The following is a 26,179-nucleotide window of genomic DNA, read 5'->3' as shown; positions in this document are numbered from 1 at the left end:
CTGTTTTCGACACACAAAGTTCACATGTTATTGAGCTTGCCCGGTGGGTGCAAGTCAGAAGCGGTCTTTCCATGACCTCAGTGCTGTAAAGGTATCCAGCGGATTGGCCATTGGCTGCTGTGCTTCCATGGCGACTCGCTGCTGAACGCTAGATTCGGCGCTACGTAGAAACGGATTGATCGCTAATTCGTTGGCCAAAGAGGTTGGCACGGTCGGTAAACCTTGTTGGCGAAGTTTTGCGACGTTTTTCTGATAGGCCAACAGTTGCGGGTTGTTACTTTCCACCGCTAAGGCAAAAACCAGGTTAGCCTGGGTGTACTCATGTGCAGGATAAATAAGGGTTTTCTCAGGCAGTGAGGCGATTCGGCTGAGCGACTCTAGCATCTGTTGAGCGCTGCCTTCAAACAGGCGACCACAACCGCCCGAGAATAAGGTATCACCGATAAACAGGTGCCCCGGCGTGTAGTAGGCCACGTGATCTAAGGTATGCCCGGGTACTTCGAGTACCTCGAATTGCTCGCTTAGCCCAGCCAGTGTCAGGCGGTCTCCTTGCGCCACCCCTTGGTGCTCAAAGCGGTAGCTGCCGTTGACGGGCGCATAGACCTTGGCATCAGGGTAGCGCGCTAGTAACGCTTCAACGCCACCGATATGGTCGGCGTGGTGATGAGTAATTAGGATGTTAGTCAATTCTAGCTGCAGCTGCTCAAGGCGTGCGATGACCGGGCTTGCTTCGCCTGGGTCCACCACCGTTGCCTGGCCATTGCCAGCTTCTAATAGCCAGATGTAATTATCTGAAAATGCGGGGATATGCAGGATTTGCATTGTCTGTTCTCTGTCGCTAAAGTCTGGCTATTATTGCGCGAAACGCGGCGAATTAATACGGGAAGGCGATGCGGCCAGCGAGGATTCAGGAAGTTGTAGCAAGCCCCCACTCATGGCAGGACCTGCCACTGGGTGATTGGCTGTTGCGCCAGCAGCAGACGCTGCTCGACGAGCAATTGCCACGTATCTTTGGCTACCACATCCTCAAAGTGGGCTCGCTCAGTGCCGAACTTAGCTGCCATGTCTCCAGCGTCCGTCACCAGCTCAATGTGGCGCGTGAAAGCCAGCTTGCTGGCGTACTAGCCAAACCCGAGCACCTTCCATTTCAAGAAAGCTGTATCGACATGTGCTTGCTGGCGCACAGCCTTGATTTCTCCAAAGATCCCCACCAACTGCTACGAGAAGTTGAGCGGGTACTGACCGCCGATGGCTACATCATGCTCAGCGGATTTAATCCAATTAGCCTACTTGGTTTGCGCCGCTATGTGCCGCTGCCACGCAAGGGGCTACCGTTCAGCTCACGGATGTTCACTCCGTCACGGGTGAAGGACTGGCTAAACCTGCTGGGCTTTGAGGTATTAAGTGACGAGCGTTTTGCCTACACCAGTTTTGTGAATAACCGGCCGGCGCCGCAGTGGTTCGAGCGTTTTGGGCGGGATTACTTCCGGATGACCGCTTCGTGCTATTTCATTGTGGCGCGTAAGCGGCGGGCGCCGCTTACGCCGGTGCGCAACTCGCGTTGGGTAAAACCGCGGATAGCGGCGACCTCGGTAGGCGGTTAGCTTTCCTGATAGCCCTCGTCGACCAGTAAGTCTCTGCCGCTGGCGGCGTCGCGCGCCAAATCGTCACAGCGCTCATTCTCCGGGTGGCCGCTATGGCCTTTCACCCACTGCCAGTCCACATCATGTTGCTGACTCGCGGCGTCCAAGCGCTTCCACAAATCAACGTTTTTAACCGGCTGTTTGCTGGCGGTCTTCCAGCCTTTGCGCTTCCAACCGGCCAGCCACGAGGTAATGCCTTGGCGTACATACTGGCTGTCGGTGGTTAGTGTTACCTTGCAGGGGCGCTTTAAGCTTTCCAGCGCTACAATCGCGGCGAGCAGCTCCATGCGGTTATTGGTGGTGCGCTTGTAGCCTTGGCTTAACTCTTTGCGGTGAGCGCCGTAGGTCAGAATGGCACCATAACCGCCCGGGCCGGGGTTACCTAAACAGGAACCGTCGGTAAACACTTCAACTTCTTGCTGCATAACTTTGGTAAACTAGGGGAAATTTCTCCCTACAGTGTGACATAGGAAAACAAGTGAACCAATCTCCGATGCAACGACAGGTGGTTTTCGATACAGAAACCACCGGTATGAACGACAGTGGCGGCCCCATTTATCAAGGCCACCGGGTGATCGAGATTGGTTGTGTTGAAGTGATTGACCGTAAGCTGACCGGTCGCACCTACCATGTGTATATCAACCCGCAACAGAAGATCGACGATGAGGCGATCGAGGTTCACGGAATTACCGATGAGTTTGTCCTCGACAAGCCGCTGTTCCACGAGATTGCCGATGATTTTCTGGCCTTTATCGATGGTGCCGAGCTGGTGGCACACAACGCCCAGTTCGATATTAGCTTCCTTGATCACGAATTATCGATGTTGCCTCAAGCACGCCCCAAGTGTGCCGATATCTGTAGTGTCACCGACTCCCTGTTGGTAGCACGTCGCGGCGAATACAACGGCCGAGAGGTGCAGTTGGCGGGCAGCAAGCCGCTGCCTGCGCGTAAGAACCTGGATGCCTTGAGTGATTACTACGGCGTAGACCGTTCATCACGTACCTACCACGGCGCATTGCTCGATGCCGAGTTATTGGCCGAAGTGTTCTTGAAGATGACCGGGGGTCAAAACAAGTTAAACCTGATCCATGGTCAAGATGGTGAAGAGCAGGGCTTGGGCGTACGTCGCCTGGCAGCTGAACGCCCACCGTTGGCGGTTGTGTTTGCCAGCGACGAAGAGCAAGGCCTGCATCAAGAGCGTCTTGAACTGGTGGAGAAAAAAGGAGGAAGCTGCCTTTGGCGCAAGCTCTAATCCGGCTGTTTAGCCGAACCTGTCTGTGGTCGATTATCGCTGTATTACCTCTGTTTGCCTCAGCAAACGAGATTTTTACCAATCGTGATGTGCCGCTTATTGATAACCGCTTCCGGCTCGACCATGGGATAGAAAAGATCACCTTTATCCTGTATCGCGAAGAGGGAACCCGAGCGGCGGTATTGGTGCGACCTAACGGCAGCAAGCTGTATGCATGGGATCTGCCGGAAAATGCCACCTGGCTGGAAACCGACGAGATGGACATCGTGACCATCGAGAACCCAATGCCCGGCCCTTGGCAGGCGGTGGCTGAGAACCGTGGTCGTAACCGTATCCAGCTACTTAGCGATGTGGCGCTGGAGGTCGATGAGATCCCAACCCAACTCTACTTTGGTGAACGCCTTAAGATCGCCGCCCAGCTACATAACCGCGGCGATAAAATCGACTTGGGCGTGTATATCGATGAAGCGCTGCTGAGCGTTGCGGTGAATCGCACGGTGAATATCGACCTGCGTGAACGGGTACGTCGCGAAGAGCTGGCCAAGTTTTATGACGATGGTAAGAAGTTCGATGAAGTCCCCGATGACGGTATTTTCACCGCGGTGGTCGATGTAGACATCGAGCCCGGTAAATACGAGCTGGTGGTCAGCACCATCAACGAGGTGTTCACCCGCGCACTACGCCAAGAGGTGTTTATTTATCCCAACCCGGTGTCGGTGAAAATCGATGCGCCTGATGATGATAGCAATCAAGCGGTGATGCATATGCAGATCGACCGTGATGAGCTAGACCCCAGCAGCGTGATCATCGATGGTAAGGTGTTCAACAATGTTGGCTGGGAAGAGCCGTTTCAGGTGTTTGCCGAGACCGACAAGATTGCTGTGCCACTGCCGACTCCCGCGATGCATGGCCGCTACCGGGTCGGCGGTACGATCCTGGCCAACACCCTTGATGGGCGTGAGCTGGTGGTTGAGTTTCCAGAAGAAGACTTCGTGATCTTGCCGCCGCCGCCACCACCGGTTGCACCGGAAGTGCTCGAGCAGGCGGCCGAAGCCGAGGAGCCCAGTTCGCCATGGGGGATGATTATTGGCATCGTCTTCGGCGTGTTGCTGCTGGTTGGTGCTGTGTTCGGCTTTATTTGGTGGCGCAAGCGGGTTGCCTTTAAGAAGGCGCTGGAGAAAGCGCGCCAAAGTGAAGCGCCTGCGATGAATGGTGGTCCTGAGCCTAAGATGAGTGAAGGCCCAGAGCTGAACATGCCGCAAGAATAACAAGTGCTGGAAACGCACATCTGCAAGCGTTAGGCTTGAGCGATACAGGGGAGCAATCAGCTCCCCTGTTTGATCTGTGCTCACAAGGTAACAACACACCATGGTAGAAAAATTTAGTACTGTTTGGCAACGCGCCGCCGAGCGTAAGGGCGGGGATGCCGCATTAGAGGCGATGCTCAGTGTGCCGCGCAGCACTGCCGAGCTAGCTGAGGTTAGCGATGACCGCTGGCTGGCCGCCTTTACCCAAGTCATCTTTCAATCCGGCTTCGTTTGGCGGGTGGTGGAGCAAAAATGGCCGGCGTTTGAGCGCGCCTTCTTTGGTTTCGAGCCAGCCAAGATGTTACTGCTGGATGATGGGCACATTGAACGCCTGTGTAATGACGCCGGGATTATCCGCAATCGCCAGAAGATCCTCACGGTCCCCGCCAATGCCCAGATGATGGTGGAGTTGGCAGAGCAGCACGGTAGCTTTGCCAAGTTTATCGCCGAGTGGCCGGAGCAAGATATCGTGGGCCTATGGCTGCTGCTAAAAAAACAAGGGGCGCGTTTGGGCGGGAATAGCGCTTCCTATGCGCTGCGGCGGATGGGTAAGGATACCTTTGTGCTCTCGAAAGATGTGGTGGGCTATCTGCAGGCGCAGGGCCATATCGACAAAGCGCCTTCCAGCCAGCGTGCGCTAAATCAAGTGCAGCAGGTGTTTAACGAACTCCAACAGCAGTCAGGCCTGTCGCTCACCCAGCTGTCGCAGGTGATTGCCTACAGCGTGGGTGATAACGCCGTGCAGCTGGCCGAATAGTGCAGTTTATTGGGGCGGTGCAATTACACCAGCTGGCGCATGGCCTTATCTAAGCTCGGGTAGCGGAACTTATAGCCAGCCTCTAACAAGCGCTTGGGTAGCACCTGCTGGCCATCAAGCAGTAAGGTGGCCATCTCGCCGAAGGCCAGATCCAGCACTTGCTTGGGCGTGCGGAAAAAACAGGGGCGGCCCAGTTGCTTGGCCAGTACTTCGCTGAACTGTTGATTGCTCACCGGGGCTGGGGCGGTGAAGTTATACACGCCGGAGGTCTCACTATTGTTTAACAAGAATATGATGCCGTTGACCATATCTTGAATGTGGATCCACGACATCATCTGCTGACCACTGCCCATCGGTCCGCCTGCGCCGAGCTTAAAGGCCGGTAGCATCTTCGCCAGCGCGCCGCCTTCAACCCCCAGCACCACGCCAGTGCGCAGCAGGCAGACGCGGGTTTGCTCGCTCTCAGCCTTTAGCGCCAGCTCTTCCCAACGCTTACAGACGGTGCGGGTAAAGCACTGCTCGTGTACCTGCGTTGCTTCGTCGATCTCGCCGTCGATCTCGGTACCGTAGACGCCGATGGCGCTGCCGCTGATAAAGGTGTGCGGGCGTGGCATGCTGTTATTGATCATCTCAACCAGCTCTTCGGTGAGCTGCCAGCGACTGTCGCAGATCCGTTGTTTTTGCTTGGCGGTCCAGCGGCGGTTGGCGATGGGTTCGCCGGCCAGGTTAATCACTGCATCGACATCATTGAGGTCTTGTAGCTCATCCAAAGAGCTGATAGCTAAGATGTTATGGCCGAGTTGTTGGTAGGCGCGTACCGGGCGCCGGGTTAGGATGATAAGCTGGTGCTTTGGCTGTAATTGCCGGGCGAGGGACTGGCCGATAAAACCAGTGCCGCCGGTGAGCAAAATTTTCATTAACAGGGCCGTTGGCTAACTTAGTTATTGATTTCAATAACGATAGCAGAGATTCAGGGGATCATTGAAGTATGCCGATAGTGTTTATCAGTGGAATTGGACGGCGTTTAGGTTTCCACCTCGCCGAGCAGTTTTTGGCGCAGGGCTGGCAGGTGTTTGGTCATTATCGCCGGGCGAGTGAGCAAACCGAGGCCTTGGCTAAACGTGGGGTGAGGCTTTATCAGTGTGACTTCACCGACGCGGGCCAACTGCTCGGCTTGGCTGAGCGCCTCACCGCCGAGCTGCCTAGCCTGGATTTGCTACTGCACAACGCCTCACTGTTCGAAGGCGAGAGCGAGCATGTCACGTTAAGCGAGCATCTAGGGCTCGGCCAGCGGGCGATGGCACTGCATTTTCATGCGCCGCAGATACTCAGCGAGGCGCTGCAAGCCGCACTGCGTAATGCACGCGGGCAGATTATCGCCATCACCGATATCTACGCGCAGCTGCCGCGCCCGGATAAACGCGCCTACTGCGCCTCAAAAGCGGCCCTTAGCTGTTTGATGCAAGGCTACGCCGCTGCCTGGGCCCCATATATTCGGGTCAACTGTATCGCTCCCGGGCCATTGTCTTTTTTGCCGGAACACAGCGAGGCACAACGTGCGCAGGTGCTAGCCAGCACGCCGCTTGGGCGGGAAGGGGGCTTTGAGCCGGTGTGGCAGGTCGTTGAGATGTTGCTGGCCAACCACTTTATCACCGGAGAAACACTCAAAGTCGATGGTGGCCGCTCGTTAAGTGCTTGGTAAATGTGTTGGTTTTATCTTTGGCTGAACTTACACTTGCAAGCAAATCACTGTTAAGGAGTGAGATGTGAAATTTCCTGCCGTAAACCGAGAAGCTAATTTTCGAGATGGGTTATTGATTTGTGCATCTATTATCGTGGTGTTGGCGGGCCTAAAGGCGGCAACTCCGGTGCTTATCCCATTTTTGCTTTCATTGTTTATTGCCATTATTGCTAACCCGCTGGTTAAGATGTTGACCAAGCTGCGCATTCCACGAGTGCTGGCGGTGTTGGCAGTATTGGTATTGATTATCGTGGCCCTGATGTTAATCGCCGGCGTGGTGGGTAACTCGGTCAATGACTTCCGCGCGGCTATCCCGGAGTATCGCGATCAACTGCTGCAGCGCTTAGGCGGCGTGGTGCAGCTTGCGGCGCGCTTCGATATCGAAGTAAACATGTCGATGATTACCGGCTATTTTGACCCGGGCGTGGTGCTGGGGCTGTTCGCCAATACCTTGTCCGGCTTAAGTGGCGCAGCGACTAACATCTTTATGATTTTGTTGGTCACCGTGTTTATGTTGCTGGAAGCCGACAGCATGCCGCAGCGCCTGCATTATGCGCTGCACAGCCCTGATATTCGGATGTCGCAGATTGACCGCTCGCTCAAGGCAGTGAACAACTACATTGCGGTAAAAGCGCTGATCAGTCTGATTACCGCCACCCCAGTGCTGATAGTGCTGAGCATGCTGCGCCTTGATTATGCGGTGATGTGGGCCTTGTTGGCATTCTTGCTGAATTTCATCCCGAACGTTGGCTCGCTGATTGCGGCCATTCCGCCAATTATCTTGGCGCTGGTGCAGTTTGGGGTAAAAGAGGCGGCGATTGTGATGGCGCTGTACTTTTCGGTAAATATGGTGGTGGGCAACATGATTGAGCCGCGGGTGATGGGCAAGGGCCTTGGGCTGTCGTCGCTGGTGGTGATCCTATCGTTGATCTTCTGGGGCTGGCTGTTTGGCAGCGTGGGCATGCTGCTATCGGTGCCCTTAACCATGATCTTAAAGATTGCGCTGGAATCGAGCGAGTCAGGCCACTGGGTTGCATCCTTGCTGGCCCACCCCGATGAGCTAAAGCGCATCGATATCGAGCAATTAGAACTAGAACATATTGAGTTAGAAAAGAGTGAGTAATTTTTCCTTTGACCTGCCTGAGCTTGGAGCTGAGGCACTACGCGTAATCCACGGACGAGGAAACTGTGTACCTGGCGCCGAGGCGTTCAACCTTGAGTGGCTGCCGCCTTTAGCACTGATTGTGGCTTATGAGCCCTTGGCGGAGCCTGTTTTGGCAGCGCTAATGGCCCGTCTGCAGGCCGATGCGGCGGTAAAGAGTATCTATCTGCAGCAACGCGACCAGCCGGGCGCGCCGGTGCAGTGGCTGTGGGGCGAGGCGCAAACGCCTAGCCAGGTCACTGAACATGGGCTGCACTATCAGGTTGATATTGGCACCAATCAAAACTTTGGGTTGTTCCTTGATATGGCCGCAGGACGCCAGTGGGTGCAACAGCGAGCCAGCGGCAAGACCATCCTTAATCTGTTCTCTTACACCTGCGGCTTTGCGGTGGCGGCGTTGGCCGGTGGCGCTGAGCTGGTGGTGAATCTGGATATGAGCCAGGCAGCCTTGAACGTGGGGCGCAACAACCTGCGCCTTAATCAGCTCGATGTTAAGCGCGCCAAGTTCTTTGCCCATGACCTGTTTAAGTCTTGGGGTAAGCTGCGCAAATTTGGGCCTTATGATTTGGTGATTGCCGATCCACCGTCAATGCAAAAGGGCAGCTTCTTGGTGGAGAAAGACTACCAGCGAATCGTCCGTCAGTTGCCGAGTCTACTGAGTGACAACGGCCAAGCCTTGTTGTGCCTAAATGCGCCTTGGCTCGACCAGCAGTTTCTGCTCGATTGTGTAGCGAATGAAGCGCCTGAGCTGCGCTTTGTTGAAGCGCTGGCGCGTCCAGACTTGGTGTTGGAGAAAGACGCCGATGCTGGCCTAAAGGTTTTATTGTTCGAGCGCGCCGCTGCTGTTAGCTAGCTCTCAATCCCTTTGTTTTCCGCAGCTTGGACACGCAAAAGTGGCTCAAGCTGCTGGCCCTTTTGCTCCCCCATGTTATGTTGGTTACAACTGCTGCATTCCATCGCAGCTGTGATTAGCCGGCCATCCATCGTACTCATCAGTTTATAGGCCTTTTGGGCCCGCGCGATGATGGCATGACTAGGGGACGAGTATGGGTTATCACCTCTCTCACTTTTTCGATTCTCTCCTCAAAAGCCTCAGGGATATCAGCCCGATAATCCTGGTGGTCGCATTTTTCCAACTGTTTGTCTTGCAATCCCCGCTTCCCGATCTTGCCAATGTGTTTCTGGGCACCGCGCTGGTGGTGCTCGGCCTAACCTGCTTTGTGATGGGGTTGGAGCTGGGCTTGTTCCCAGTGGGAGAGGATATGGCCCATGCCTTTGCCCATAAGGGAAAGCTCTCGGCCTTGCTGCTGTTTGCCTTTTGTTTGGGCTTTGGCACCACCATTGCCGAACCGGCGTTGATTGCGGTGGCAGACGAGGCGGCCAAGGTCGCCGCTGTCACCGAGCATATCGTCGATAGCGATGCCGCCCGTCAAGAATACGCTGCCGCTTTACGCCTTTGTGTCGCCGCTGCTGTGGGCTTGGCAATTGTGGTGGGGGTATTGAGGGTGCTGCGTGGCTGGCCGCTGCATTGGCTGATGATCGGCGGTTATGTGCTGGTGGTGGTGATTACTGCGTTTGCGCCGCAGGAGATTATCGGTATCGCCTACGACAGCGGCGGCGTGACCACCTCGACCATCACCGTACCGCTGGTAACGGCACTAGGGGTGGGCTTGGCGAATGCGATTAAGGGGCGCAACCCCTTGCTGGATGGGTTTGGTTTAATTGCGCTGGCGTCGTTAACGCCGGTCCTATTTGTGCTGCTATTTGGGATTATCTGGTAATGGTTTGGTGGGTCGAGTTTCTCAGTAATCTGTTTGGTACCTTGGGCGATGTGGCACCCATCGTGGCGACCATTCTGTTCTTCCACTTGGTGGTGTTGCGCATCGCACTACGTCGCCCCACCCAGCTTGCGGTGGGCACCGGTTTTGTGATCATCGGTATGGTGCTGTTCTTGTTAGGGCTGCAGATGGCGCTGTTTCCCTTGGGCGAATCGATGGCCCGGCAGTTAACAAGCGAGCAGTTTGTCGGCAGCGCCGAGACCGCCAACTGGCAGAGCTACATGTGGGTGTATCTGTTCGCCGCTGCCATTGGTTTTGCCACTACCATCGCCGAGCCCTCACTGCTGGCGGTGGCCATCAAGGCCAATCAGGTATCCGGTGGGGTGATCTCGGTGGGTGGGCTGCGCAGCTCGGTGGCGATTGGCGTGGCGCTGGGTTTAGCGGTGGGCACTTATCGGACTGTGATTGGAGAGCCGCTGCAGTATTTCATTATCGCCGGCTACGCGGTGGTGGTGGTGCAAACCCTGTTTGCCCCTAAAGATATTATTCCCCTTGCCTACGACAGTGGCGGGGTAACCACATCGACGGTGACGGTGCCGCTGGTGACCGCCTTGGGCTTAGGCCTGGCGGCCTCGGTGCCGGGGCGCGACGTGTTAATCGACGGATTTGGATTGATAGCCTTTGCCAGCTTGTTCCCAATGATAGCGGTGATGGCTTACGCGCAGATTAGTGCTTATCTCTCGCGTTATAGCGAGTCAGGAGAAAATCATGAAGTTTAAGATGATTGTCGCATTCGTCGACGACCACAAGACAGCCAAGGTACTCGATGCCGCACGCGCGGCTGGGGCGACCGGCGCTACGGTGATCAACAATGCGCGAGGCGAGGGGGTGAGCCGTAAGAAAACCTTCTTCGGCTTGAGTCTGGAGTCGCAAGCGGATGTGCTGCTTTTTGTCGTGGAAAGCCATCGCGCCAAGTCTATTTTAAACACCATTAGTAAGGTTGCAGCCTTTGATGAAGAAGAGGGCAGCGGCATTGCTGTACTGCTCGATGTGGAAGAGGCGGTGGGGGTTGCCCACCAGATCCAGGCCTTGACTCACAAAGTTGACATCGATAGCTAGCTGTGCATAAAAACTGGGATCAAAGTCGTATTTCGCTCTCGTTATGTGGATAACTTTGTTGTTAGTTTAATTTAATCCACAATATCTGTGGATTAAAGTGTGTATTCATCCATAACTTAAACTTAAGTCATTGATTAAAAAGAATATATTGAGTTGTTCGAAAAGTGTCCTGCAATTGACTCTATTGTCATAAAAGGGCTGGTCGACTTTGGCTAAGCGCTTGCTTACTGTGGGAACGCTATGCGTGCAAACGCCCATCATACATAGCGCCAGCGGCAAATCCGCTTTGCTCTGAGCGGATCCCACCGTGCTATCAACATGCCACTTAGCTGTGCCCTCACTCCTGTTGATAAGTGATGGCAGGCAGCAGCTCTCCTTGATAATCAAAGAAGGCGCAGTTCTCCCACGACGAGCCCTGCCCCCATAAGTCTCGCATGTTCGAGCTTATCCAGCCCGGCTCCCAGTAGAACATCGCCTCAGTGCCCGACTGTGCCAAGTTGCGCCTAAGCGTTTGCAAAAAGGCTAGCTGCCCCTCGGGACTTGCTGGAAAGGCAAGTAGTGGTGCATCGCCATGTAGGTTGGGGTAGCTATCGTTGGCCTGCCGGGTGTGAGGATAAGCGGTCTCGAGCAGCCATAGCGGACGCTCGAAGCGCTGATTGATGGCCTGCAATGCCTCGGGCAGGGCATCAAAGCCAATGCTGCTGTGCCATAGCGGGTAGTAGGAAAAGCCAATGGCATCAAAATCATCTACCTTGGCCTTCTTGGTGATGCCCTCAAACCACCATGCTAGATGGGCGGGATCGGCCACGTGCAGCAGCACTATGGTGTCTTGCCGATACTTTTGGTCGATATCACGTACCGCGCGGATCGCGGCGTTGAAGATGTGACCGGCGTTTAGCCAGTGCCCATCACAGACTGACAGCTTGGGAAAATGGGTTGGGCTGTTGGTATAGAGCATGCCGCAGTTGGTTTCGTTGCCGATTTGCACCGCCTCGGGAAGCAGTTGCTTGCTCGCCATTCGCTCGAGGGTGTCATAGGTATATTGATACACCTGCTGCTCAAGCTCAGCTAGTTCGCGAATAGCTTGCCAGGCCTTGGGAATGTCTTGATGCTGAGGATCGGCCCAGCTGTCGGAGTAGTGAAAGTTAAGCAGTACCTGCATACCCTGCTGTTTGGCACGGGCGGCGCTATGCATCACATCAGCCAAATCGCTGTAACGCTTGCCATTGGCACCTTCAAGCTGGTCATGCCATTCCGGGCTGTGCCACAGCCGCAGCCGAATCATCTCGGTGCCATGCTCGGCGAATAAGGCGTAGGGGTCACGTGGCTCGCCGTTATGGTAATAGCGCCCGCCGTAGTTCTCGACTTGATTGATGTAGGAGAGATCGGCGCCAAAGCGCATTGATGACGACGCAGAGCCGCCAAAGGACAGCATGAGCAGCAAGGCGGCAATTTTAGACAGGTAGGGCATGCGCTTAGTTAAGCTATTGAATCGTATAGGCATTACTAGCATGGCGCGGGGTAGGGGAGTAGCGGCTTTGGTGAAAGCTGTGCACTAGCTACAAAAAAGCCGGAGCAGTTGCTCCGGCTTGTCGGCAATCGAGAGGCTTACTTAACCTGACTCGCCTGACTCGCCTGACTCGCCTGAATCGCAGTCAGTGCGATGGTGTAGACGATGTCGTCAACCAAGGCACCACGGCTCAGGTCGTTCACTGGCTTCGCCATACCTTGCAGCATTGGACCGATAGAGATCAGGTCTGCACTACGTTGTACCGCTTTGTAGGTGGTGTTACCGGTGTTCAGATCTGGGAAGATGAACACGGTCGCTTTACCTGCAACAGGGCTGTTTGGTGCCTTGCTCTTGGCTACGTTTTCCATGATTGCTGCGTCGTACTGCAGCGGACCATCGATAACCAGATCAGGGCGACGCTCTTGAGCAATCTTGGTCGCTTCGCGTACTTTCTCTACATCAGAGCCGGTGCCTGAGCTACCAGTCGAGTAAGAGATCATCGCAACGCGTGGGTCGATACCGAAGGCAGTCGCAGATTCTGCAGACTGGATGGCGATATCAGCCAGCTGCTCGGCAGTTGGGTCTGGGTTGATCGCACAGTCACCGTATACCAGTACTTGGTCAGGCAGCAGCATGAAGAAGATTGAGCTTACCAGGTTGTAACCCGGGGCGGTCTTGATCAGCTGTAGCGGCGGACGAATGGTGTTGGCAGTGGTGTGAACCGCACCAGATACCAGACCGTCTACTTCGCCTTGAGCCAGCATCATGGTACCCAGTACCACGTTGTCTTCTAGTTGCTCGCGGGCTACCACTTCGGTCAGGCCTTTGCTCTTACGCAGCTCGCACATTGGCGCTACGTACTTCTCGCGGATGCTTACTGGGTCGATGATGGTCACGCCATCACCCAAGATCACGCCTTCTTGCGCGGCAATACGCTGTACGTCTTCAACGTTACCCAGCAGTACCGGTTGCGCAATACCGCGCTCAGCACAGATAGCGGCAGCAGCGATGGTACGCGGCTCATCGCCTTCAGGCAGTACGATACGCTTGTTCGCTTCACGTGCCATCTCAGTTAACTGGTAACGGAAGGCCGGTGGAGACAGGCGACGGGTACGTGCAGAGGTTGAAGTCAGTGACTCAATCCAGTGCTTGTCGATGTGGCCAGCCACGTAGCCTTGAACCAGTTCGATACGCTGAGAATCATCTACTGGGATCTCGGTGTTGAAGCTTTGCAGCGCCAACGAGGTCTGCCAGGTGTTGGCTTCAATCAGCATCACCGGTAGGCCGGTTTCAAACGCGCGCTTACACAGGTCGATAACCTGTGGCTCTGGCTGGTAGCCGCCGGTAAGCAGCAGGGCGCCAATCTTCACGCCGTTCATCGCGGCCAAACACGCTGACACGATAACGTCTGAACGGTCGCCAGATGTTACCAACAGGCTTCCTGCGTTGAAGTGCTCAACCATGTTGGGAATAGAGCGTGCACAGAAGGTGACACGGCCCAGGCGGGTGTCCATGTTGCCTTCGTTGATAACGGTCGCATCCAAGTGGGTCGCCAGGTCGCGGGCACGTGGAGCAATCAGCGGAGCGCTCCATGGAATGCAACCTAGGATGCGCAGTGGGCTCTTACCGAACATCTGCAGCACTTCAAGGTTGGTGCTTTGACCTGCCTTGGTGTCGAACATCTCAGTCAGATCTGGGCGAGTCATTTCATGAGCATCGATAGGCGCGCCTACCTTGTTCATGATGCAGCCGATGATGCGTTTGTTCTTCAGGCCACCAAAGTTGTTGCAGGCAATCTCCATGCGCTCTTTGAGCTGCTGAGAGGTATCGCTACCAGGGTTGGTAACGAACACCATGTCTGCATCCAGTGCTTTAGCAATACCGTAGTTGATGCTATTGGCATAAGGGGTGTCCGAAGTCGGAACCAGACCTTCAACAACAACAATTTCGGCACCGCGGGTACCAGAATTGAAACGAGCAACGATTCCTTCAAGCAGGTCGTCTACCAGGTTGGCACTGATCAGGTTATCAGCGTGCGCCTTGGTGAACGGTTCGGGTGGAACGATGTTAGAGCCTTGACGAATAATTGCGGTGGAGCGCTCTGGACCAGATTCCCGAGATTTTGGCTGGGCAATAGGCTTGAAGAAATTGACGTTAACGCCATTTCGTTCCATTGCGCGAACCATCCCTAGGCTTACGGAGGTGACGCCAACACCTTCGCCTACTGGGATAAGCATGATTGTACGAGCCACTGCTGTACCTCTATTTGTGATTAGCAGAAAAAAGGTGGAGCGAACTCCACCTTGCCTTTGTTATTGCTGAGTCAGTGCTACCGCGTCGCGGGCAATGACCAATTCTTCGTTGGTTGGGATAACCAGAACAGGACGGCTGTTAGCCGTTGCAATGTTACCTTCACCACCGAAGCGTGCTTTCAGGTTTGCTTCTTCATCACATTCGAAGCCCAACAGCGCCAGCTGCTTGATTACCTGAGAGCGAATAGGGGCGGCGTTTTCACCGATACCACCGGTGAATACCAGTGCGTCCAGCTTGCCATCCAGAGAGGCAGAGTAAGACTCGATGTACTTAGCGATGCGGTAGCAGAATACGTCCATTGCACGGATCGCCACTTCGTTACCTTCTGCTACGCCGTCTTCTACGAAGCGGCAGTCGCTGGTTACTTCAGTCAGACCCATCAGGCCAGACTGCTTGTGCAGCATGTTGTTTACTTCTTCCAGGGTGTAACCTTCGCGGTCAACCAAGTGGAAGATGATGGCTGGATCGATGTCACCAGAGCGGGTACCCATTACCAGACCTTCCAGCGGGGTCATGCCCATGCTGGTGTCAACGCTCTTGCCGTTTTTAATAGCACAGATAGAACCACCGTTGCCCAAGTGAGCGGTGATAATGTTCAGCTCGTCAACCGGCTTGTTCAGTGCTTCGGCAGCAGCGTGGCTTACGTACAGGTGGCTGGTACCGTGCATGCCGTAACGACGTACGCCTTTCTCGCGGTACAGCTTGTAGGGCAGTGCGTATAGGTAAGCGTTTTCAGGCATGCTCTGATGGAAAGCAGTATCGAAAACAGCAACATGCGGCTGGCTTGGGAAACAAGCTTGGGCAGCACGAATACCGATAAGGGCTGCTGGGTTGTGCAGCGGTGCCAGTGAAGAGCACTCTTCGATACCAGCAACAACAGCATCATCGATGATGGCTGACTTGGTAAACTTCTCGCCGCCGTGCACAACACGGTGACCTACTGCCACGATGTCAGCCAAGATCTCTGGGCGAGGCTCCAGGATCTCTTTAACGATAAACTCGATGGCTTCGCGGTGAGCGGAGTAAGCGCTCAGATTAGCTTCCTGCTTTTGACCGTCCGCTTTCCATTTAATGCGGGCATCTTCAAGGTTGAAACACTCGGCCAGACCGGTAATAGCTTCTTCACCCGTTTGGGCATCTAAAACAGCGAATTTAAGAGAGGAGCTACCACAGTTCAGGACCAGGACAAGCTTTTTGCTCATGTTACGTATACCTATGGGGTTAAATTTGTTCAATTATAGACGCAGATGGAGGTCTGACCGGGTAATCACGGCCAACGTGCAGGAACGTTCGAACCTCGCTTGGAGCGCGGGTAATACAGCGATTTTATTTCAGCTAGTGCCTATTGCGCAGACGAGCTACACTTAGGACAAAGAAAAATGAGAGACAGTCGTATCACCGCGGTGAATAATACATGAAATGATTTGCCAAAAATACCGGTGTTATTGTCTGAAAAGCGATTATTTTTCGTTATTTTACTGTGAATTGGCGAAGGTCAATTTTTAAACGCTGACTGAGCGAGTTTGTTTGAGGTTTGCAGTAATCACAGTGGCGGCTAACGCCCTGGTAAGTTGTTGAAAAAAGGTCTGGATAAGGGGTAGAGAATGGCAAATTTTTCTGAGCGGGTTCGTGATGGCCGGGCATATATGAAAAAGTGGCCGGCGCAGCGTGTTTTGGCTCCCATGTTCCCCGAGAATCGGGTGATTGCCGCCACTACGCTGGCAATGAAAACCATGCCCGCGATTGCTGTCCTGACCGTTATTCTTCCATTTTCGGCGGGTATGCATGAGCTACTGCCACAGGCCGTGATGATGGCCATGGTGATATTCTTGATGCCCCTGCACGGCCTATTCTGGTTAGGCCAACGCGCTAACACCCATCTGCCACGTAGCTTAGCCAGCTGGTATCGCGAACTGCACGAGAAGCTGGCAGAGGCTGGTGTGCAGCTGGCGCCCGCCGCCACTCAGCCGCGCTATTTTGAACTGGCTGAAGCGCTCAACGCAGCATTTCGTCGCTTTGATAAAAGCTTCTTGGTGGATGACTAGAACAGCGCCCTAATGATGGGGACTAGCTGCTTAGTCCCGCTGATACCAGTCCAGCACAAACGCTGTACTCATTTCAAAAGAGGTCTTGCTTTGCAAGGCCTCTTTTAGTTTGTCGGTCTTACGCCAAGCGAAGGGGGTCATGCTGGCCAGTTGGCCCATGGCTGCTTGGTCAAGGGTGAGCTCGGCGCCAACCTTGTGTTGCTCAAGAAGCTGGAAGCCCTCAAGCTCATCGGCTTGCTCATCATGCAAGCGCACATCTTGGTAGATCTGCTGCTTGAGCTGATAAAGGTGACGCGCGCCGGGACGCACAATCAACAGGTGGCCGCCCGGTTTGATCAGTCGCTGCAGCTCACTGAGCTGACTGGGTGCCATCACTCGTACTGCGACATCAACGCTTTGCTCCGGCAAGGGGATACGGTGGTTACTGGCCACTAGGTAGTTTATCGCAGGCTGGCGCTTGGCCGCCAGGCGTACTGCGGCCTTAGAGATATCAATGGCGAACAGCTCTGCTGGCTTGAGTGATGCAAACATCGCCTCGGTGAAGTAGCCTTCACCACAGCCTAAGTCGAGTAGGGTGTTCGCGTTGACTTCGCCGAGCTGGTCGCAGATGGCGTCTGCCAAAAAATGGTAGTGCCCGCCATGCATAAACTGCTGGCGCGCTTGAATCATGTCGGTATTGTCGCCGGGATTCTTGGAGCGTTTATGTTGCACCGCCAGCAGGTTAACATAACCTTCTTTGGCGACATCGAAGCTGTGCCGGTTAACACAAGCCCACTGCTTGTTGGTAAGCGTGAGTGGGCTTTGACAGATAGGGCAGAGCAGCATTAAAAGATCACGTTATCGTGGTAGCGCTTGAGGATTGCCTGCAGGCGCTCCATGGTCTCTTTTGAAGGCGGCTTCACGCCGGCTAATGGGTACTCTTCGCCCATGGCGGTCCACTTGTGTTTGCCCAGCTCGTGGTAGGGCAGCATCTCAATCTTCTCAACGTTATCGAAGTCTTTAATGAACTCGCCTAGTGCAATGGCCGACTCATCATCGTCGCTCTTACCCGGTACCACAACATAACGAATCCAAGTGGTTTGGCCGATTTGGTTGAGGTACTTGGCGAAGTCCAGTACCCGCTTGTTGCTGACGCCAACCAAGGTCTTGTGCACATCGTCGTTAAGCTGCTTGATGTCGAGCATCACCAGATCGGCGGCTTCCATCACTTCGTCAACCACATCGGTGTGCTTGCGGATATAGCCGTTGGTATCAAGACAGGTGTGGATGCCTTCCGCCTGACAGGCGCGGAACAGGTCGCGAATAAACTCAGGCTGCAGCATCGCTTCGCCACCGCTGGCAGTGACGCCGCCGCCGCTGGCATTCATATAGTTACGGTAGGGGCGCAGGTCGTTCATGATCTGATCGACAGTCACTTCTTTGCCGTCGTGCAGATCCCAGGTATCACGGTTATGGCAGTACTGGCAGCGCATCAAGCAGCCCTGCGTAAAAACAATAAATCGGATACCGGGTCCGTCAACGGTTCCGCATGATTCGGTGGAGTGGATACGTCCAACAGTTGCCATTAAGTTTTCTACCTCAAAAAAGAAAAGCCCCGACCAAATTTGGCCGGGGCTTATTATAACCGCAGTATCGGCTTAGCCGAAACTACTCAAGGCAATTACATGCTTTGAGTGAAGGTACGGGTGATTACGTCTTGCTGTTGCTCTTTGGTCAAAGAGTTAAAGCGTACTGCGTAACCTGATACACGGATGGTTAGCTGAGGGTATTTCTCAGGGTTTTCCATCGCGTCCATCAGCATCTCACGGTTCATTACGTTAACGTTCAAGTGTTGACCACCTTCAACGTCAGCGTTGTGGTAGAAGTAACCGTCCATCAGACCAGCCAGGTTGGTCTTCTGAGTGTCATCATCTTTACCCAGTGCGTTAGGTACGATAGAGAAGGTGTAAGAGATACCGTCTTGCGCGTTAGCAAATGGCAGTTTTGCTACCGAAGTCAGAGACGCTACAGCACCTTTCTCGTCACGGCCGTGCATTGGGTTTGCACCTGGAGCGAATGGCGCGCCAGCTTTACGACCGTCAGGAGTAGTACCGGTCTTCTTACCGTATACAACGTTAGAAGTAATGGTCAGTACAGACTGAGTTGGAACGGCGTTGCGGTAGGTTTTCAGCTTACGAATCTTGTTCATGAAGCGCTCAACCAGATCAACCGCGATAGCGTCAACGGCGTCGTCGTTGTTACCGAATTTCGGATACTCGCCTTCGATGTCGAAGTCTACTGCGATGCCGTCTTCGTCACGTACTGGCTTAACAGTCGCGAACTTGATAGCAGACAGAGAGTCAGCAGCAACAGACAGACCCGCAATACCACACGCCATGGTGCGACGAACGTCACGATCGTGCAGCGCCATTAGAGAAGCTTCGTAGCTGTACTTATCGTGCATGTAGTGGATGCAGTTCAGTGCAGTCACGTATTGCTCAGCCAGCCAATCCATGAAGGTGTCCAGGCGACCCATCACATCGTCGTAGTTCAGAACTTCGTCGGTGATCTTGTCAGACTTAGGACCAACCTGCATCTTCAGCTTCTCATCAACACCGCCGTTGATTGCGTACAGCAGGGTTTTAGCCAGGTTAGCGCGAGCGCCGAAGAACTGCATGTGCTTACCAACAACCATTGGCGATACACAACATGCGATTGCGTAGTCGTCGTTTTGGAAGTCGTTACGCATCAGGTCATCGTTCTCGTACTGGATAGACGAGGTGTCGATAGAAACCTTGGCACAGTATTTCTTAAAGTTGATAGGCAGTTGCTCTGACCACAGTACAGTGATGTTTGGCTCTGGAGATGGGCCCATGGTGTACAGGGTGTTCAGGAAGCGGAACGCAGTACGGCTAACCAGGGTACGGCCGTCGGTGCCCATACCACCCATAGACTCGGTTGCCCAGATTGGGTCACCAGAGAACAACTCATCGTACTCAGGGGTACGTAGGAAACGAACCATACGCAGCTTCATCACCAAGTGGTCGATCAGCTCTTGCGCATCTTGCTCGGTCAGTTTACCAGCAGCGATATCACGCTCGATGAAGATATCCAGGAAGGTGGTGTTACGACCAAACGACATTGCTGCGCCGTTTTGAGACTTAACCGCAGCCAGGTAACCGAAGTAGGTCCACTGAACAGCTTCTTGAGCGTTGGTAGCAGGACCAGAGATGTCACAGCCGTATTTCGCTGCCATCTGCTTGATTTGGTCCAGAGCACGGTACTGCTCGAAGATCTCTTCACGCAGTTGGATGGTTTCAGCCAGAGTCTCGCCGCCAACCAGGTCTTTTTCCAAAGACTTGTGCTGTTTAGCTTTGTCAGCCATCAGGAAGTCGATGCCGTATAGCGCTACGCGACGGTAGTCACCGATGATACGACCACGGCCGTAAGCATCTGGCAGACCAGTCAGAACACCAGACTTACGACACTTCATGATGTCGCCAGTGTAAACGTCGAATACACCTTGGTTGTGAGTCTTACGGTACTCGCTGAAGATCTTAGAAACTTGTGGGTCAAGTTCGCGATCGTAGGCTTTACAAGAACCTTCGATCATGCGGATACCACCGTTAGGGATGATGGCACGTTTCAGAGGCGCTTCAGTTTGCAGACCTACGATGGTTTCCAGGTCTTTGTTGATGTAACCGGCATCGTGAGCAGTAATGGTTGAAATAACTGAGGTGTCGAAGTCTACCGGCGCGTGGGTGCGGTTTTCTTCTTTAATGCCTTCCATGACTTTGTCCCACAGGGCGTCGGTCGCTTCGGTAGCATCAGCTAGGAAGCTCTCGTCACCTTCATATGGGGTGTAGTTTTTCTGAATAAAGTCACGAACGTTAACCTCATTTTGCCAGTCGCCGGCGGCAAAGCCTTCCCAAGCGCTTGCAAAAACGTCGTTCTTATCTGCCATGTTTTGTCCCACCTATAGTTGGTATACAAATGTAAAACGTGTGTCGCCACACTGCGACGCGACCGCGCCGCTTATCTTTTACTCACTCGGTAGTATAGGGCCGAGCGAAGTTAAACCGAAACTGTTACAACAAAGCCGGAATGCCATACTGTCTTTCAAGCATGCCAACCGCGAGCATTGCGGCTAAACAGATCAGCAGTACTGATACAGGAATAATAACCCGGTCAATATAGCTCAGGGCTTTCGGGCGCTCTTTATCGCCGATCAAACCATTGTTGTCCAGTGCCATTGTTAGTGCCCAAGCCAAAACTGGGTTGGTCACCATCGCTGCGAATACACAAATACCCGCAGATTGTGAATCTTTTGCGTCTTTAATCATCTGCATGCCGGCTTCTAAAAGTGGCAGCGATACCCCTACTAGCAGGGCAACACGCATCACCGGTGGCCATACTGCCACATCCATCGGGAAGCCCAATACGGCGATGGTCATAACCAGTACGCCCAATACGATGGCGCCGGCCGGAATCGGACGTTTTGCGATGGCTGCTGGGATCATATAGGTACCCCAGCTTGAGGTGATGTTACCGCCTCCGACTGCAGTACCGACCATTTGGCGTACCGAACACACGGTCATGGTGTCATCCACGTCCATCAATACCTTGTCGGTTTTGTTGGGGTAGTTCAGTTCTTGGAAGATACGGTGGCCAAGAAAATCGGGAGACCACATGGCAACCGCCAAAATAGCGAATGGCAGCGATGCAATAAACTGTTGCAGGTTGGGAAGACCGAGCATCCAGCCGTGCTCTTGCGAGCCCCACCAGTAAACCGGGTTCAGGTTAGGCAGGCCAACTTGGGTTTCAAATACCAAGTCAAAGCCTGCGCCACACATCAGCGCGATAACCAGGCCGGTTACTGCACACAGCGGAATAGCCAGCCAGCGTTTACCGAGCTTGGCGAGAACCGCATATAACACGATAGTGGCGAACAATACGATCAGGCCCACATAGCCCATCTCGCCTTCCAGGCCATTGGCCCATTTTTGAACCTCGCCAATCTGGCTCATCGAGCCGGTAAAGCCTAAGTAAACCAGCAAACCACCGGCTACGCCTTGCGAGGTTAGGTTAACCAGCTTGGAGCCGCCTTTGAGGTAGCTAAGTAGCAGGCCGAACACGCCAATCAAGATGGCCAAGGCCAGAGGATGAGCGCCGGCCAGTGCGATACCGGCAATCATTGGGATCATCGGGCCGTGGTTACCGGCCAAGTTAGCGCGCGGGTTAACAAAGCCTGAGGCAAGCACGCAGAATAGCAGCGCGGGGATTAACATCTCTACCCGGGCCACTTCAATGGCAAAGTCTTTGCCGAGGTTTACCCATTCATATTTGGCGGTGAGGGCTTCGGCCCAAGATGACATCACCGCAGAGTACATGGCAATAATGCCGATAGTACCGGCGATAGCGGGAACCAGATCTTCCTATTCAAAGCGAAAATCACGGCCTGGCAGGTTGAGCGACCAGCGTCGCGGCTTCATGATTTGCAGTTCGTGATCCAGATAGTCAGAGCGGCTGTCAAACTCTGACGCGGGGCGGTGAAGCTCCTGATAGGTTTTTTCTTCTGCATCTCGACGCTGATGTGCGTTTGTAGACATATTATCCTCAGTGTTTTAGTACGCTGGATCAGATGCAGATCTTCTGAGCCAATTTTGCCCTGGGCTAATGCGAGATCCTTCTCTGAAACAAATTGTAATGTTGTAATCCGTACAAATTTAGCCCAGTGGTCAAAAGCGATGAATACAGCTCATCTTTTGGCCAGTTGGACGACGTTTTAACATGCGTTATTGGTAAGTTGAATCTAGAGCCTTTCGAACATTTTTCAGCAGACTACGCCAAGTTTAGCTACTAATGCTTAACAAAGATCCAATTGTAAGCAATACCTTTTAGCATCGTTGGCGGAAATTGTAGCAAAGCCGTTAGATTCCAAAGATTGATCAAGATCAATAATCGCCAAATAGTAAGTAATTTTACTACGTAATTCTGCTTATTTTGGATATGACAGCAAACGCTAGGGATTTTTGTCTGTAAGTTACTTACCAAATTTGGCTCCCTTAATAAAATAAGCAATTGCTGTGTTTACAAGTTAACAACACATCAACAACGTGCCCTAAGGAAAAGGCGAGCTTCTATATAAGGACAAAACTGAGTGAACTACGCGCAACTGAGGGTGTGGAAAAACAAGACCATAATCGATGTAATATGCACTGAAAATGAATATAAATATCCGGCGGTTGATTAGAAATAGAACATAATCTAGGCTGAAATTGTGAGATTGCACCACAAAATGTTGAGTTTGCCGGATTACAGTGGTAGCTTTCTAATCATTGGGAATAATAGAGTTGTCATGCCAAAACACTTTATAGTGTGATCTGAGCCTCGCTTTTGCAGGCGCGGTAATCGGCTTGCAAAGACAAGGAACAGAATGAGTCAAACTGCGGCATTAGAAGCGCGTAATGTGCATAAAACCTTTGGTGAACATGAGGTGCTTAAAGGCATCGATTTAACCGCGCACAAAGGTGATGTGATATCTATCATCGGCTCTTCCGGTTCTGGTAAGAGTACTTTCCTTCGCTGTATGAACCTGCTTGAGATCCCCACTCTAGGTGAGATTTACGTCCACGGCGAACATTTAGCATTTAAGCAACTGCGCAATGGCGACCGTGCCCCCGCCGATAAGCGTCAGGTTGAGCATATGCGCTCGCGCCTGTCGATGGTATTTCAAAGCTTCAACCTATGGTCACACATGACCGTATTAGAGAACATCGTTGAAGCGCCCATCCACGTACTTGGCAAAAGCAAGGCCGAGGCCACTGAACACGCTAAAGAGTTGTTGGAGCGAGTCGGACTCTATGAGCGTCGCGACTACTACCCGGCGCATATGTCTGGCGGCCAGCAGCAGCGTGCAGCCATCGCGCGTGCTTTGGCCATGGACCCTGAGGTGATGTTGTTTGATGAACCCACATCTGCGCTCGACCCTGAGCTGGTAGGCGAAGTGCTTAAGGTAATGCGCTCACTGGCAGAAGAGGGCCGCACCATGGTAGTGGTGACCCACGAGATGGCCTTTGCCCGTGACGTGAGCAATCACGTGATGTTCTTACATCAAGGCATCGTAGAGGAGCAGGGCACGCCAGATAAGGTGTTTAACAACCCCGACTCCGAGCGGATGAAGCAGTTCTTAGCACCGAAATACTAAGCCCAAAATTCTTAAAAGATATCGATAAAAACTACTATTACTAACTAGGGAAGAAGTATCGCGACAACCCAGTCCGGTACTTAAAGCAAACACATGGAGAAAACAATGAAGAAAACACTGGTCGCTCTATTTGGAGCAGTCGTTCTGTCAAGCACCGCCGTTCAAGCTAAAGACTGGGACGTGGTTCGTTTAGCCGTTGACGTACCTTATGAACCTTTTGAATACCGCGCGCCAGATGGCTCTCTGACTGGTTTCGAGATTGATCTTGGTAACGCAGTGTGTGAAGAGATGCAGGTGAAGTGTGAGTGGATAGTACAGGCATGGGATGGCATTATTCCGGGTCTGTTGGCGCGCAAATACGATGCGATCTTCTCATCAATGTCTATCAACGAAGAGCGTGCTAAGAAAGTCCTGTTCTCAGAAGCTTACTACAATACGCCAACTGGTTTCTTCGGCCCTAAAGCCAGCGAAGTTGACCCTTATAACCCAGAAACGCTGAAAGGTCTGCGTGTAGGTGCACAACGCGGTACCATCCAAGACGTTTACGCCACCGAGAACTACAGCAGCGTGGCTGAAATCAAACGCTACACCGCTGGTGATGACCTGGTAAATGACCTACGTGGCGGCCGTCTTGACGTAGTGGTACTGGATTACCCAGTGGGCGTTAGCACCATTATCGAAGCCGATGGCGGCGATGCCTACAAAGTACTGGGCGATAACGTTCAGCTAGGTGAAGGCGTAGGTGTTGCAGCGCGTAAGCGTGACACCGATTTGATTGAGATGTTTAACAAGGCTCTGGCAACCGTGAAAGAAAACGGTGTTTACGACGAAATCAACGCCAAGTACTTCGATTACAGCATCAAGAAGTAATCCAAAGCGACAAGGGCGGGAGACCGCCCTAAGCTGAGATCCAAACTATGTTAGACCTTCACGGCTACGGCCCGGCAATTTTTAAGGGCGCGATCCTAACCTTAGAAGTGGCCTTCCTCTCTCTATTTATTGCTTTGTTGTTGGGAATGCTCGCTGCAGTGGCTCGTTTGTCCAAGAACAAAGTGCTAAATGGCATCGCCATGGTGTACACCACGGTTATCCGCGGGGTACCCGATCTGGTGCTGATGCTGCTGATCTTCTTTGGTGCTCAAATCGGTGTGAATGCCTTTTCCGATGTGCTTTATGAGCGCTATGGCATCGACTTTTATATAAACATCAATGAGTTTGTGGCGGGTGTTACCACCATTGGCTTTATTTTTGGCGCCTACATGGGCGAGACCTTCCGCGGTGCCTTCCTTGCGGTAGAGCATGGGCAAATCGAAGCTGGGCGTGCTTATGGCATGTCAGCCTGGCAGGTGTTTAAACGGATTACCGTGCCGCAGATGATTCGCCATGCGATCCCTGGCATTGGTAATAACTGGTTGGTGTTGGTTAAAACCACCGCGCTGGTATCGGTGATTGGACTGGAAGACATGGTTCGCCTGGCAAAAGAAGCCGCTGGTGCGGTGCATGAACCCTTCCTGTTCTTTATCCCAGTGGCCGCGGTGTACCTGGCGCTGACCAGTGTGTCTGAATATGTGCTGAAACGGCTGGAAATCCGCTTTAGTGCTGGTGTGGTGAGGGCGTAACGATGTATGAAGCAATCGAGCAGCTGCTCGCCAATAACGACATCTTCACCTTGAGCACCGTACTTGAGTACTGGGATGGCTTGGTGATGACGGTACAACTGGTATTCCTATCGCTGATTATCGGCTTAGTACTGGCGATACCATTAGCCATCATGCGTACCTCCGAGAACTGGCTGGTGAATCGCAGTGTATGGCTATTTACCTACATTTTCCGCGGTACCCCCTTGCTGATCCAGCTGTATATCATCTACTACGGGGTGGCCTACATCGATGGCATTCAGCAATCGATGTTCTGGCCGATTGTGCGTGAAGCCTATGTACCGACCTTGTTTGCCTTTGTGTTGAACACCGCCGCTTATACCACCGAGATCTTCCGTGGTGCAATTGTGGCGACCGGACGAGGCGAGATTGAAGCGGCGATGGCCTACGGCATGTCGCGTGGTAAGTGCATGCGCCGGATTATCCTGCCGAGTGCGTTTCGCCGGGCTCTCCCTGCGTACAGCAACGAGGTGATCTTCATGCTGCATGCCAGCTCGATCGCCAGCGTGGTAACCATCATTGATATTACCGGTGCAGCCCGAGATGTGTATGCAAGGTACTACGCGCCATTTGAGGCCTTTACCTTCGCTGCGTTAATCTATCTGTGCCTGACCTTTATATTGGTGTTTGGCTTCAAGCAGTGGGAGAAACGTTGGCACCGCCATCTGAGGCCATTATCGAGTTAATTGAAAAAGGGGCGTCAGCCCT

Annotated in this window: 24 protein-coding genes and 1 pseudogene; 15 read left to right on the top strand and 10 right to left on the bottom strand. The window is 53.3% G+C overall.

Annotated elements, in window-relative coordinates; genetic code table 11:
- Nucleotides 1–54: 54 nt before the first annotated feature.
- Nucleotides 55–822 carry a hydroxyacylglutathione hydrolase gene (gloB, locus tag G462_RS0100895; RefSeq protein ID WP_026957319.1) on the bottom strand — a complete coding sequence of 256 codons (768 nt, stop codon included), beginning with the start codon at nt 820–822 and terminating at the stop codon, nt 55–57.
- Nucleotides 823–890: 68 nt separating this feature from the next.
- Between gloB and G462_RS0100890 the strand changes: the two genes are divergently transcribed.
- Complete coding sequence (locus G462_RS0100890; protein ID WP_026957318.1) at nt 891–1,604, top strand: methyltransferase domain-containing protein; 714 nt, start codon at nt 891–893, stop codon at nt 1,602–1,604.
- Here G462_RS0100890 and rnhA read toward each other — a convergent pair.
- Nucleotides 1,601–2,068: a ribonuclease HI gene (gene rnhA / locus G462_RS0100885; protein ID WP_026957317.1), complete on the bottom strand. Its 468-nt coding sequence runs from the start codon at nt 2,066–2,068 to the stop codon at nt 1,601–1,603. The two genes, G462_RS0100890 and rnhA, sit on opposite strands and share 4 nt — an antisense overlap.
- 68 nt (nt 2,069–2,136) lie before the next feature.
- Here rnhA and dnaQ point away from each other — a divergent pair, with 68 nt between their 5' ends.
- The 3 genes from dnaQ to G462_RS0100870 all read left to right on the top strand — a co-directional run bounded on the left by dnaQ (nt 2,137) and on the right by G462_RS0100870 (nt 4,959).
- Nucleotides 2,137–2,895, top strand: coding sequence for a DNA polymerase III subunit epsilon (gene dnaQ, locus G462_RS0100880; RefSeq protein ID WP_211234172.1), 759 nt, complete (start codon nt 2,137–2,139; stop codon nt 2,893–2,895).
- Nucleotides 2,880–4,163: a TIGR03503 family protein gene (locus tag G462_RS0100875; RefSeq protein WP_026957315.1), complete on the top strand. Its 1,284-nt coding sequence runs from the start codon at nt 2,880–2,882 to the stop codon at nt 4,161–4,163. Before dnaQ ends, G462_RS0100875 begins: the two co-directional genes overlap by 16 nt.
- A gap of 100 nt (nt 4,164–4,263) precedes the next feature.
- Entirely contained in the window at nt 4,264–4,959 is a 696-nt protein-coding gene (locus tag G462_RS0100870) for a DNA-3-methyladenine glycosylase I (protein ID WP_026957314.1), read from the top strand.
- 23 nt (nt 4,960–4,982) lie between these two features.
- On the opposite strand, the gene G462_RS0100865 is transcribed toward G462_RS0100870, so the two are convergent.
- Nucleotides 4,983–5,876 carry a TIGR01777 family oxidoreductase gene (locus G462_RS0100865; RefSeq protein WP_026957313.1) on the bottom strand — a complete coding sequence of 298 codons (894 nt, stop codon included), beginning with the start codon at nt 5,874–5,876 and terminating at the stop codon, nt 4,983–4,985.
- 71 nt (nt 5,877–5,947) lie between these two features.
- Between G462_RS0100865 and G462_RS0100860 the strand changes: the two genes are divergently transcribed.
- From G462_RS0100860 to G462_RS0100830, 6 genes are all read left to right on the top strand, one after another.
- On the top strand, nt 5,948–6,661 hold the full coding sequence (locus G462_RS0100860) for an SDR family oxidoreductase (protein WP_026957312.1): 714 nt from the start codon (nt 5,948–5,950) through the stop codon (nt 6,659–6,661).
- Nucleotides 6,662–6,725: 64 nt separating this feature from the next.
- On the top strand, nt 6,726–7,823 hold the full coding sequence (locus tag G462_RS21285; protein WP_035476244.1) for an AI-2E family transporter: 1,098 nt from the start codon (nt 6,726–6,728) through the stop codon (nt 7,821–7,823).
- Nucleotides 7,816–8,715: a class I SAM-dependent methyltransferase gene (locus G462_RS0100850; protein ID WP_026957311.1), complete on the top strand. Its 900-nt coding sequence runs from the start codon at nt 7,816–7,818 to the stop codon at nt 8,713–8,715. The genes G462_RS21285 and G462_RS0100850 overlap by 8 nt, the downstream gene beginning before the upstream one ends.
- Before the next feature lie 193 nt (nt 8,716–8,908).
- Complete coding sequence (locus G462_RS0100840) at nt 8,909–9,643, top strand: DUF1538 domain-containing protein (protein ID WP_026957310.1); 735 nt, start codon at nt 8,909–8,911, stop codon at nt 9,641–9,643.
- Entirely contained in the window at nt 9,643–10,419 is a 777-nt protein-coding gene (locus tag G462_RS0100835; protein ID WP_026957309.1) for a DUF1538 domain-containing protein, read from the top strand. The genes G462_RS0100840 and G462_RS0100835 overlap by 1 nt, the downstream gene beginning before the upstream one ends.
- Nucleotides 10,409–10,759 (top strand): P-II family nitrogen regulator, encoded by a 351-nt coding sequence (locus G462_RS0100830; protein WP_026957308.1) that lies wholly within the window; start codon nt 10,409–10,411, stop codon nt 10,757–10,759. The genes G462_RS0100835 and G462_RS0100830 overlap by 11 nt, the downstream gene beginning before the upstream one ends.
- A 337-nt stretch (nt 10,760–11,096) precedes the next feature.
- Here the strand turns inward: G462_RS0100830 and G462_RS21280 are convergent, their stop codons facing one another.
- The 3 genes from G462_RS21280 to G462_RS0100815 all read right to left on the bottom strand — a co-directional run bounded on the left by G462_RS21280 (nt 11,097) and on the right by G462_RS0100815 (nt 15,784).
- Nucleotides 11,097–12,230 carry a glycoside hydrolase family 53 protein gene (locus G462_RS21280; protein WP_035476243.1) on the bottom strand — a complete coding sequence of 378 codons (1,134 nt, stop codon included), beginning with the start codon at nt 12,228–12,230 and terminating at the stop codon, nt 11,097–11,099.
- Between the two features lie 137 nt (nt 12,231–12,367).
- Nucleotides 12,368–14,521, bottom strand: coding sequence for a phosphate acetyltransferase (gene pta, locus G462_RS0100820; RefSeq protein WP_026957307.1), 2,154 nt, complete (start codon nt 14,519–14,521; stop codon nt 12,368–12,370).
- Between the two features lie 60 nt (nt 14,522–14,581).
- Nucleotides 14,582–15,784, bottom strand: a complete 1,203-nt coding sequence (locus G462_RS0100815) for an acetate kinase (RefSeq protein WP_026957306.1) — start codon at nt 15,782–15,784, stop codon at nt 14,582–14,584.
- Nucleotides 15,785–16,186: 402 nt separating this feature from the next.
- Here G462_RS0100815 and yfbV point away from each other — a divergent pair, with 402 nt between their 5' ends.
- Entirely contained in the window at nt 16,187–16,627 is a 441-nt protein-coding gene (yfbV, locus tag G462_RS0100810; protein ID WP_026957305.1) for a terminus macrodomain insulation protein YfbV, read from the top strand.
- A gap of 30 nt (nt 16,628–16,657) precedes the next feature.
- Here the strand turns inward: yfbV and rlmA are convergent, their stop codons facing one another.
- The 4 genes and pseudogenes from rlmA to G462_RS21275 form a co-directional block, all read right to left on the bottom strand.
- Nucleotides 16,658–17,452 (bottom strand): 23S rRNA (guanine(745)-N(1))-methyltransferase, encoded by a 795-nt coding sequence (rlmA, locus tag G462_RS0100805; protein ID WP_026957304.1) that lies wholly within the window; start codon nt 17,450–17,452, stop codon nt 16,658–16,660.
- The gene (pflA, locus tag G462_RS0100800) at nt 17,452–18,192 is read right to left on the bottom strand and encodes a pyruvate formate lyase 1-activating protein (protein WP_026957303.1); all 741 of its coding nucleotides are present in this window, start codon (nt 18,190–18,192) and stop codon (nt 17,452–17,454) included. Before pflA ends, rlmA begins: the two co-directional genes overlap by 1 nt.
- Nucleotides 18,193–18,287: 95 nt before the next feature.
- Nucleotides 18,288–20,570, bottom strand: a complete 2,283-nt coding sequence (pflB, locus tag G462_RS0100795; RefSeq protein ID WP_026957302.1) for a formate C-acetyltransferase — start codon at nt 20,568–20,570, stop codon at nt 18,288–18,290.
- Nucleotides 20,571–20,694: 124 nt separating this feature from the next.
- A pseudogene (locus tag G462_RS21275) lies at nt 20,695–22,215 on the bottom strand (DUF3360 family protein).
- 827 nt (nt 22,216–23,042) lie between these two features.
- On the opposite strand from G462_RS21275, the gene G462_RS0100785 reads away from it, so the two are divergent.
- From G462_RS0100785 to G462_RS0100770, 4 genes are all read left to right on the top strand, one after another.
- Nucleotides 23,043–23,813: an ABC transporter ATP-binding protein gene (locus G462_RS0100785; protein ID WP_026957301.1), complete on the top strand. Its 771-nt coding sequence runs from the start codon at nt 23,043–23,045 to the stop codon at nt 23,811–23,813.
- A gap of 105 nt (nt 23,814–23,918) precedes the next feature.
- Complete coding sequence (locus tag G462_RS0100780; RefSeq protein ID WP_026957300.1) at nt 23,919–24,683, top strand: transporter substrate-binding domain-containing protein; 765 nt, start codon at nt 23,919–23,921, stop codon at nt 24,681–24,683.
- 47 nt (nt 24,684–24,730) lie between these two features.
- Nucleotides 24,731–25,432, top strand: coding sequence for an ABC transporter permease (locus G462_RS0100775; protein ID WP_026957299.1), 702 nt, complete (start codon nt 24,731–24,733; stop codon nt 25,430–25,432).
- A gap of 2 nt (nt 25,433–25,434) precedes the next feature.
- Nucleotides 25,435–26,157 (top strand): ABC transporter permease, encoded by a 723-nt coding sequence (locus tag G462_RS0100770; RefSeq protein ID WP_026957298.1) that lies wholly within the window; start codon nt 25,435–25,437, stop codon nt 26,155–26,157.
- The last annotated feature ends 22 nt before the right edge of the window (nt 26,158–26,179 follow it).

Origin of the sequence: Aliagarivorans taiwanensis DSM 22990 (assembly GCF_000429505.1) — a bacterium.
GTDB lineage: Bacteria > Pseudomonadota > Gammaproteobacteria > Enterobacterales > Celerinatantimonadaceae > Aliagarivorans > Aliagarivorans taiwanensis.
The sequence above is the reverse complement of the archived record's forward strand: the minus strand, read 5'-3'. Positions and strand labels throughout refer to the sequence as shown.

Coding starts and splice junctions, on each gene's coding strand:
- G462_RS0100785 (WP_026957301.1), top strand. CDS start 23,043: ATGAGTCAAACTGCGGCATTAGAAGCGCGTAATGTGCATAAAACCTTT.
- pflB (WP_026957302.1), bottom strand. CDS start 20,570: ATGGCAGATAAGAACGACGTTTTTGCAAGCGCTTGGGAAGGCTTTGCC.
- G462_RS0100815 (WP_026957306.1), bottom strand. CDS start 15,784: ATGAGCAAAAAGCTTGTCCTGGTCCTGAACTGTGGTAGCTCCTCTCTT.
- G462_RS0100890 (WP_026957318.1), top strand. CDS start 891: ATGCGGCCAGCGAGGATTCAGGAAGTTGTAGCAAGCCCCCACTCATGG.
- dnaQ (WP_211234172.1), top strand. CDS start 2,137: ATGCAACGACAGGTGGTTTTCGATACAGAAACCACCGGTATGAACGAC.
- G462_RS0100780 (WP_026957300.1), top strand. CDS start 23,919: ATGAAGAAAACACTGGTCGCTCTATTTGGAGCAGTCGTTCTGTCAAGC.
- rnhA (WP_026957317.1), bottom strand. CDS start 2,068: ATGCAGCAAGAAGTTGAAGTGTTTACCGACGGTTCCTGTTTAGGTAAC.
- G462_RS0100860 (WP_026957312.1), top strand. CDS start 5,948: ATGCCGATAGTGTTTATCAGTGGAATTGGACGGCGTTTAGGTTTCCAC.
- yfbV (WP_026957305.1), top strand. CDS start 16,187: ATGGCAAATTTTTCTGAGCGGGTTCGTGATGGCCGGGCATATATGAAA.
- pflA (WP_026957303.1), bottom strand. CDS start 18,192: ATGGCAACTGTTGGACGTATCCACTCCACCGAATCATGCGGAACCGTT.
- G462_RS21280 (WP_035476243.1), bottom strand. CDS start 12,230: ATGCCCTACCTGTCTAAAATTGCCGCCTTGCTGCTCATGCTGTCCTTT.
- G462_RS0100870 (WP_026957314.1), top strand. CDS start 4,264: ATGGTAGAAAAATTTAGTACTGTTTGGCAACGCGCCGCCGAGCGTAAG.
- G462_RS0100840 (WP_026957310.1), top strand. CDS start 8,909: ATGGGTTATCACCTCTCTCACTTTTTCGATTCTCTCCTCAAAAGCCTC.
- rlmA (WP_026957304.1), bottom strand. CDS start 17,452: ATGCTGCTCTGCCCTATCTGTCAAAGCCCACTCACGCTTACCAACAAG.
- G462_RS0100775 (WP_026957299.1), top strand. CDS start 24,731: ATGTTAGACCTTCACGGCTACGGCCCGGCAATTTTTAAGGGCGCGATC.
- G462_RS0100865 (WP_026957313.1), bottom strand. CDS start 5,876: ATGAAAATTTTGCTCACCGGCGGCACTGGTTTTATCGGCCAGTCCCTC.
- G462_RS0100830 (WP_026957308.1), top strand. CDS start 10,409: ATGAAGTTTAAGATGATTGTCGCATTCGTCGACGACCACAAGACAGCC.
- G462_RS0100835 (WP_026957309.1), top strand. CDS start 9,643: ATGGTTTGGTGGGTCGAGTTTCTCAGTAATCTGTTTGGTACCTTGGGC.
- G462_RS0100770 (WP_026957298.1), top strand. CDS start 25,435: ATGTATGAAGCAATCGAGCAGCTGCTCGCCAATAACGACATCTTCACC.
- gloB (WP_026957319.1), bottom strand. CDS start 822: ATGCAAATCCTGCATATCCCCGCATTTTCAGATAATTACATCTGGCTA.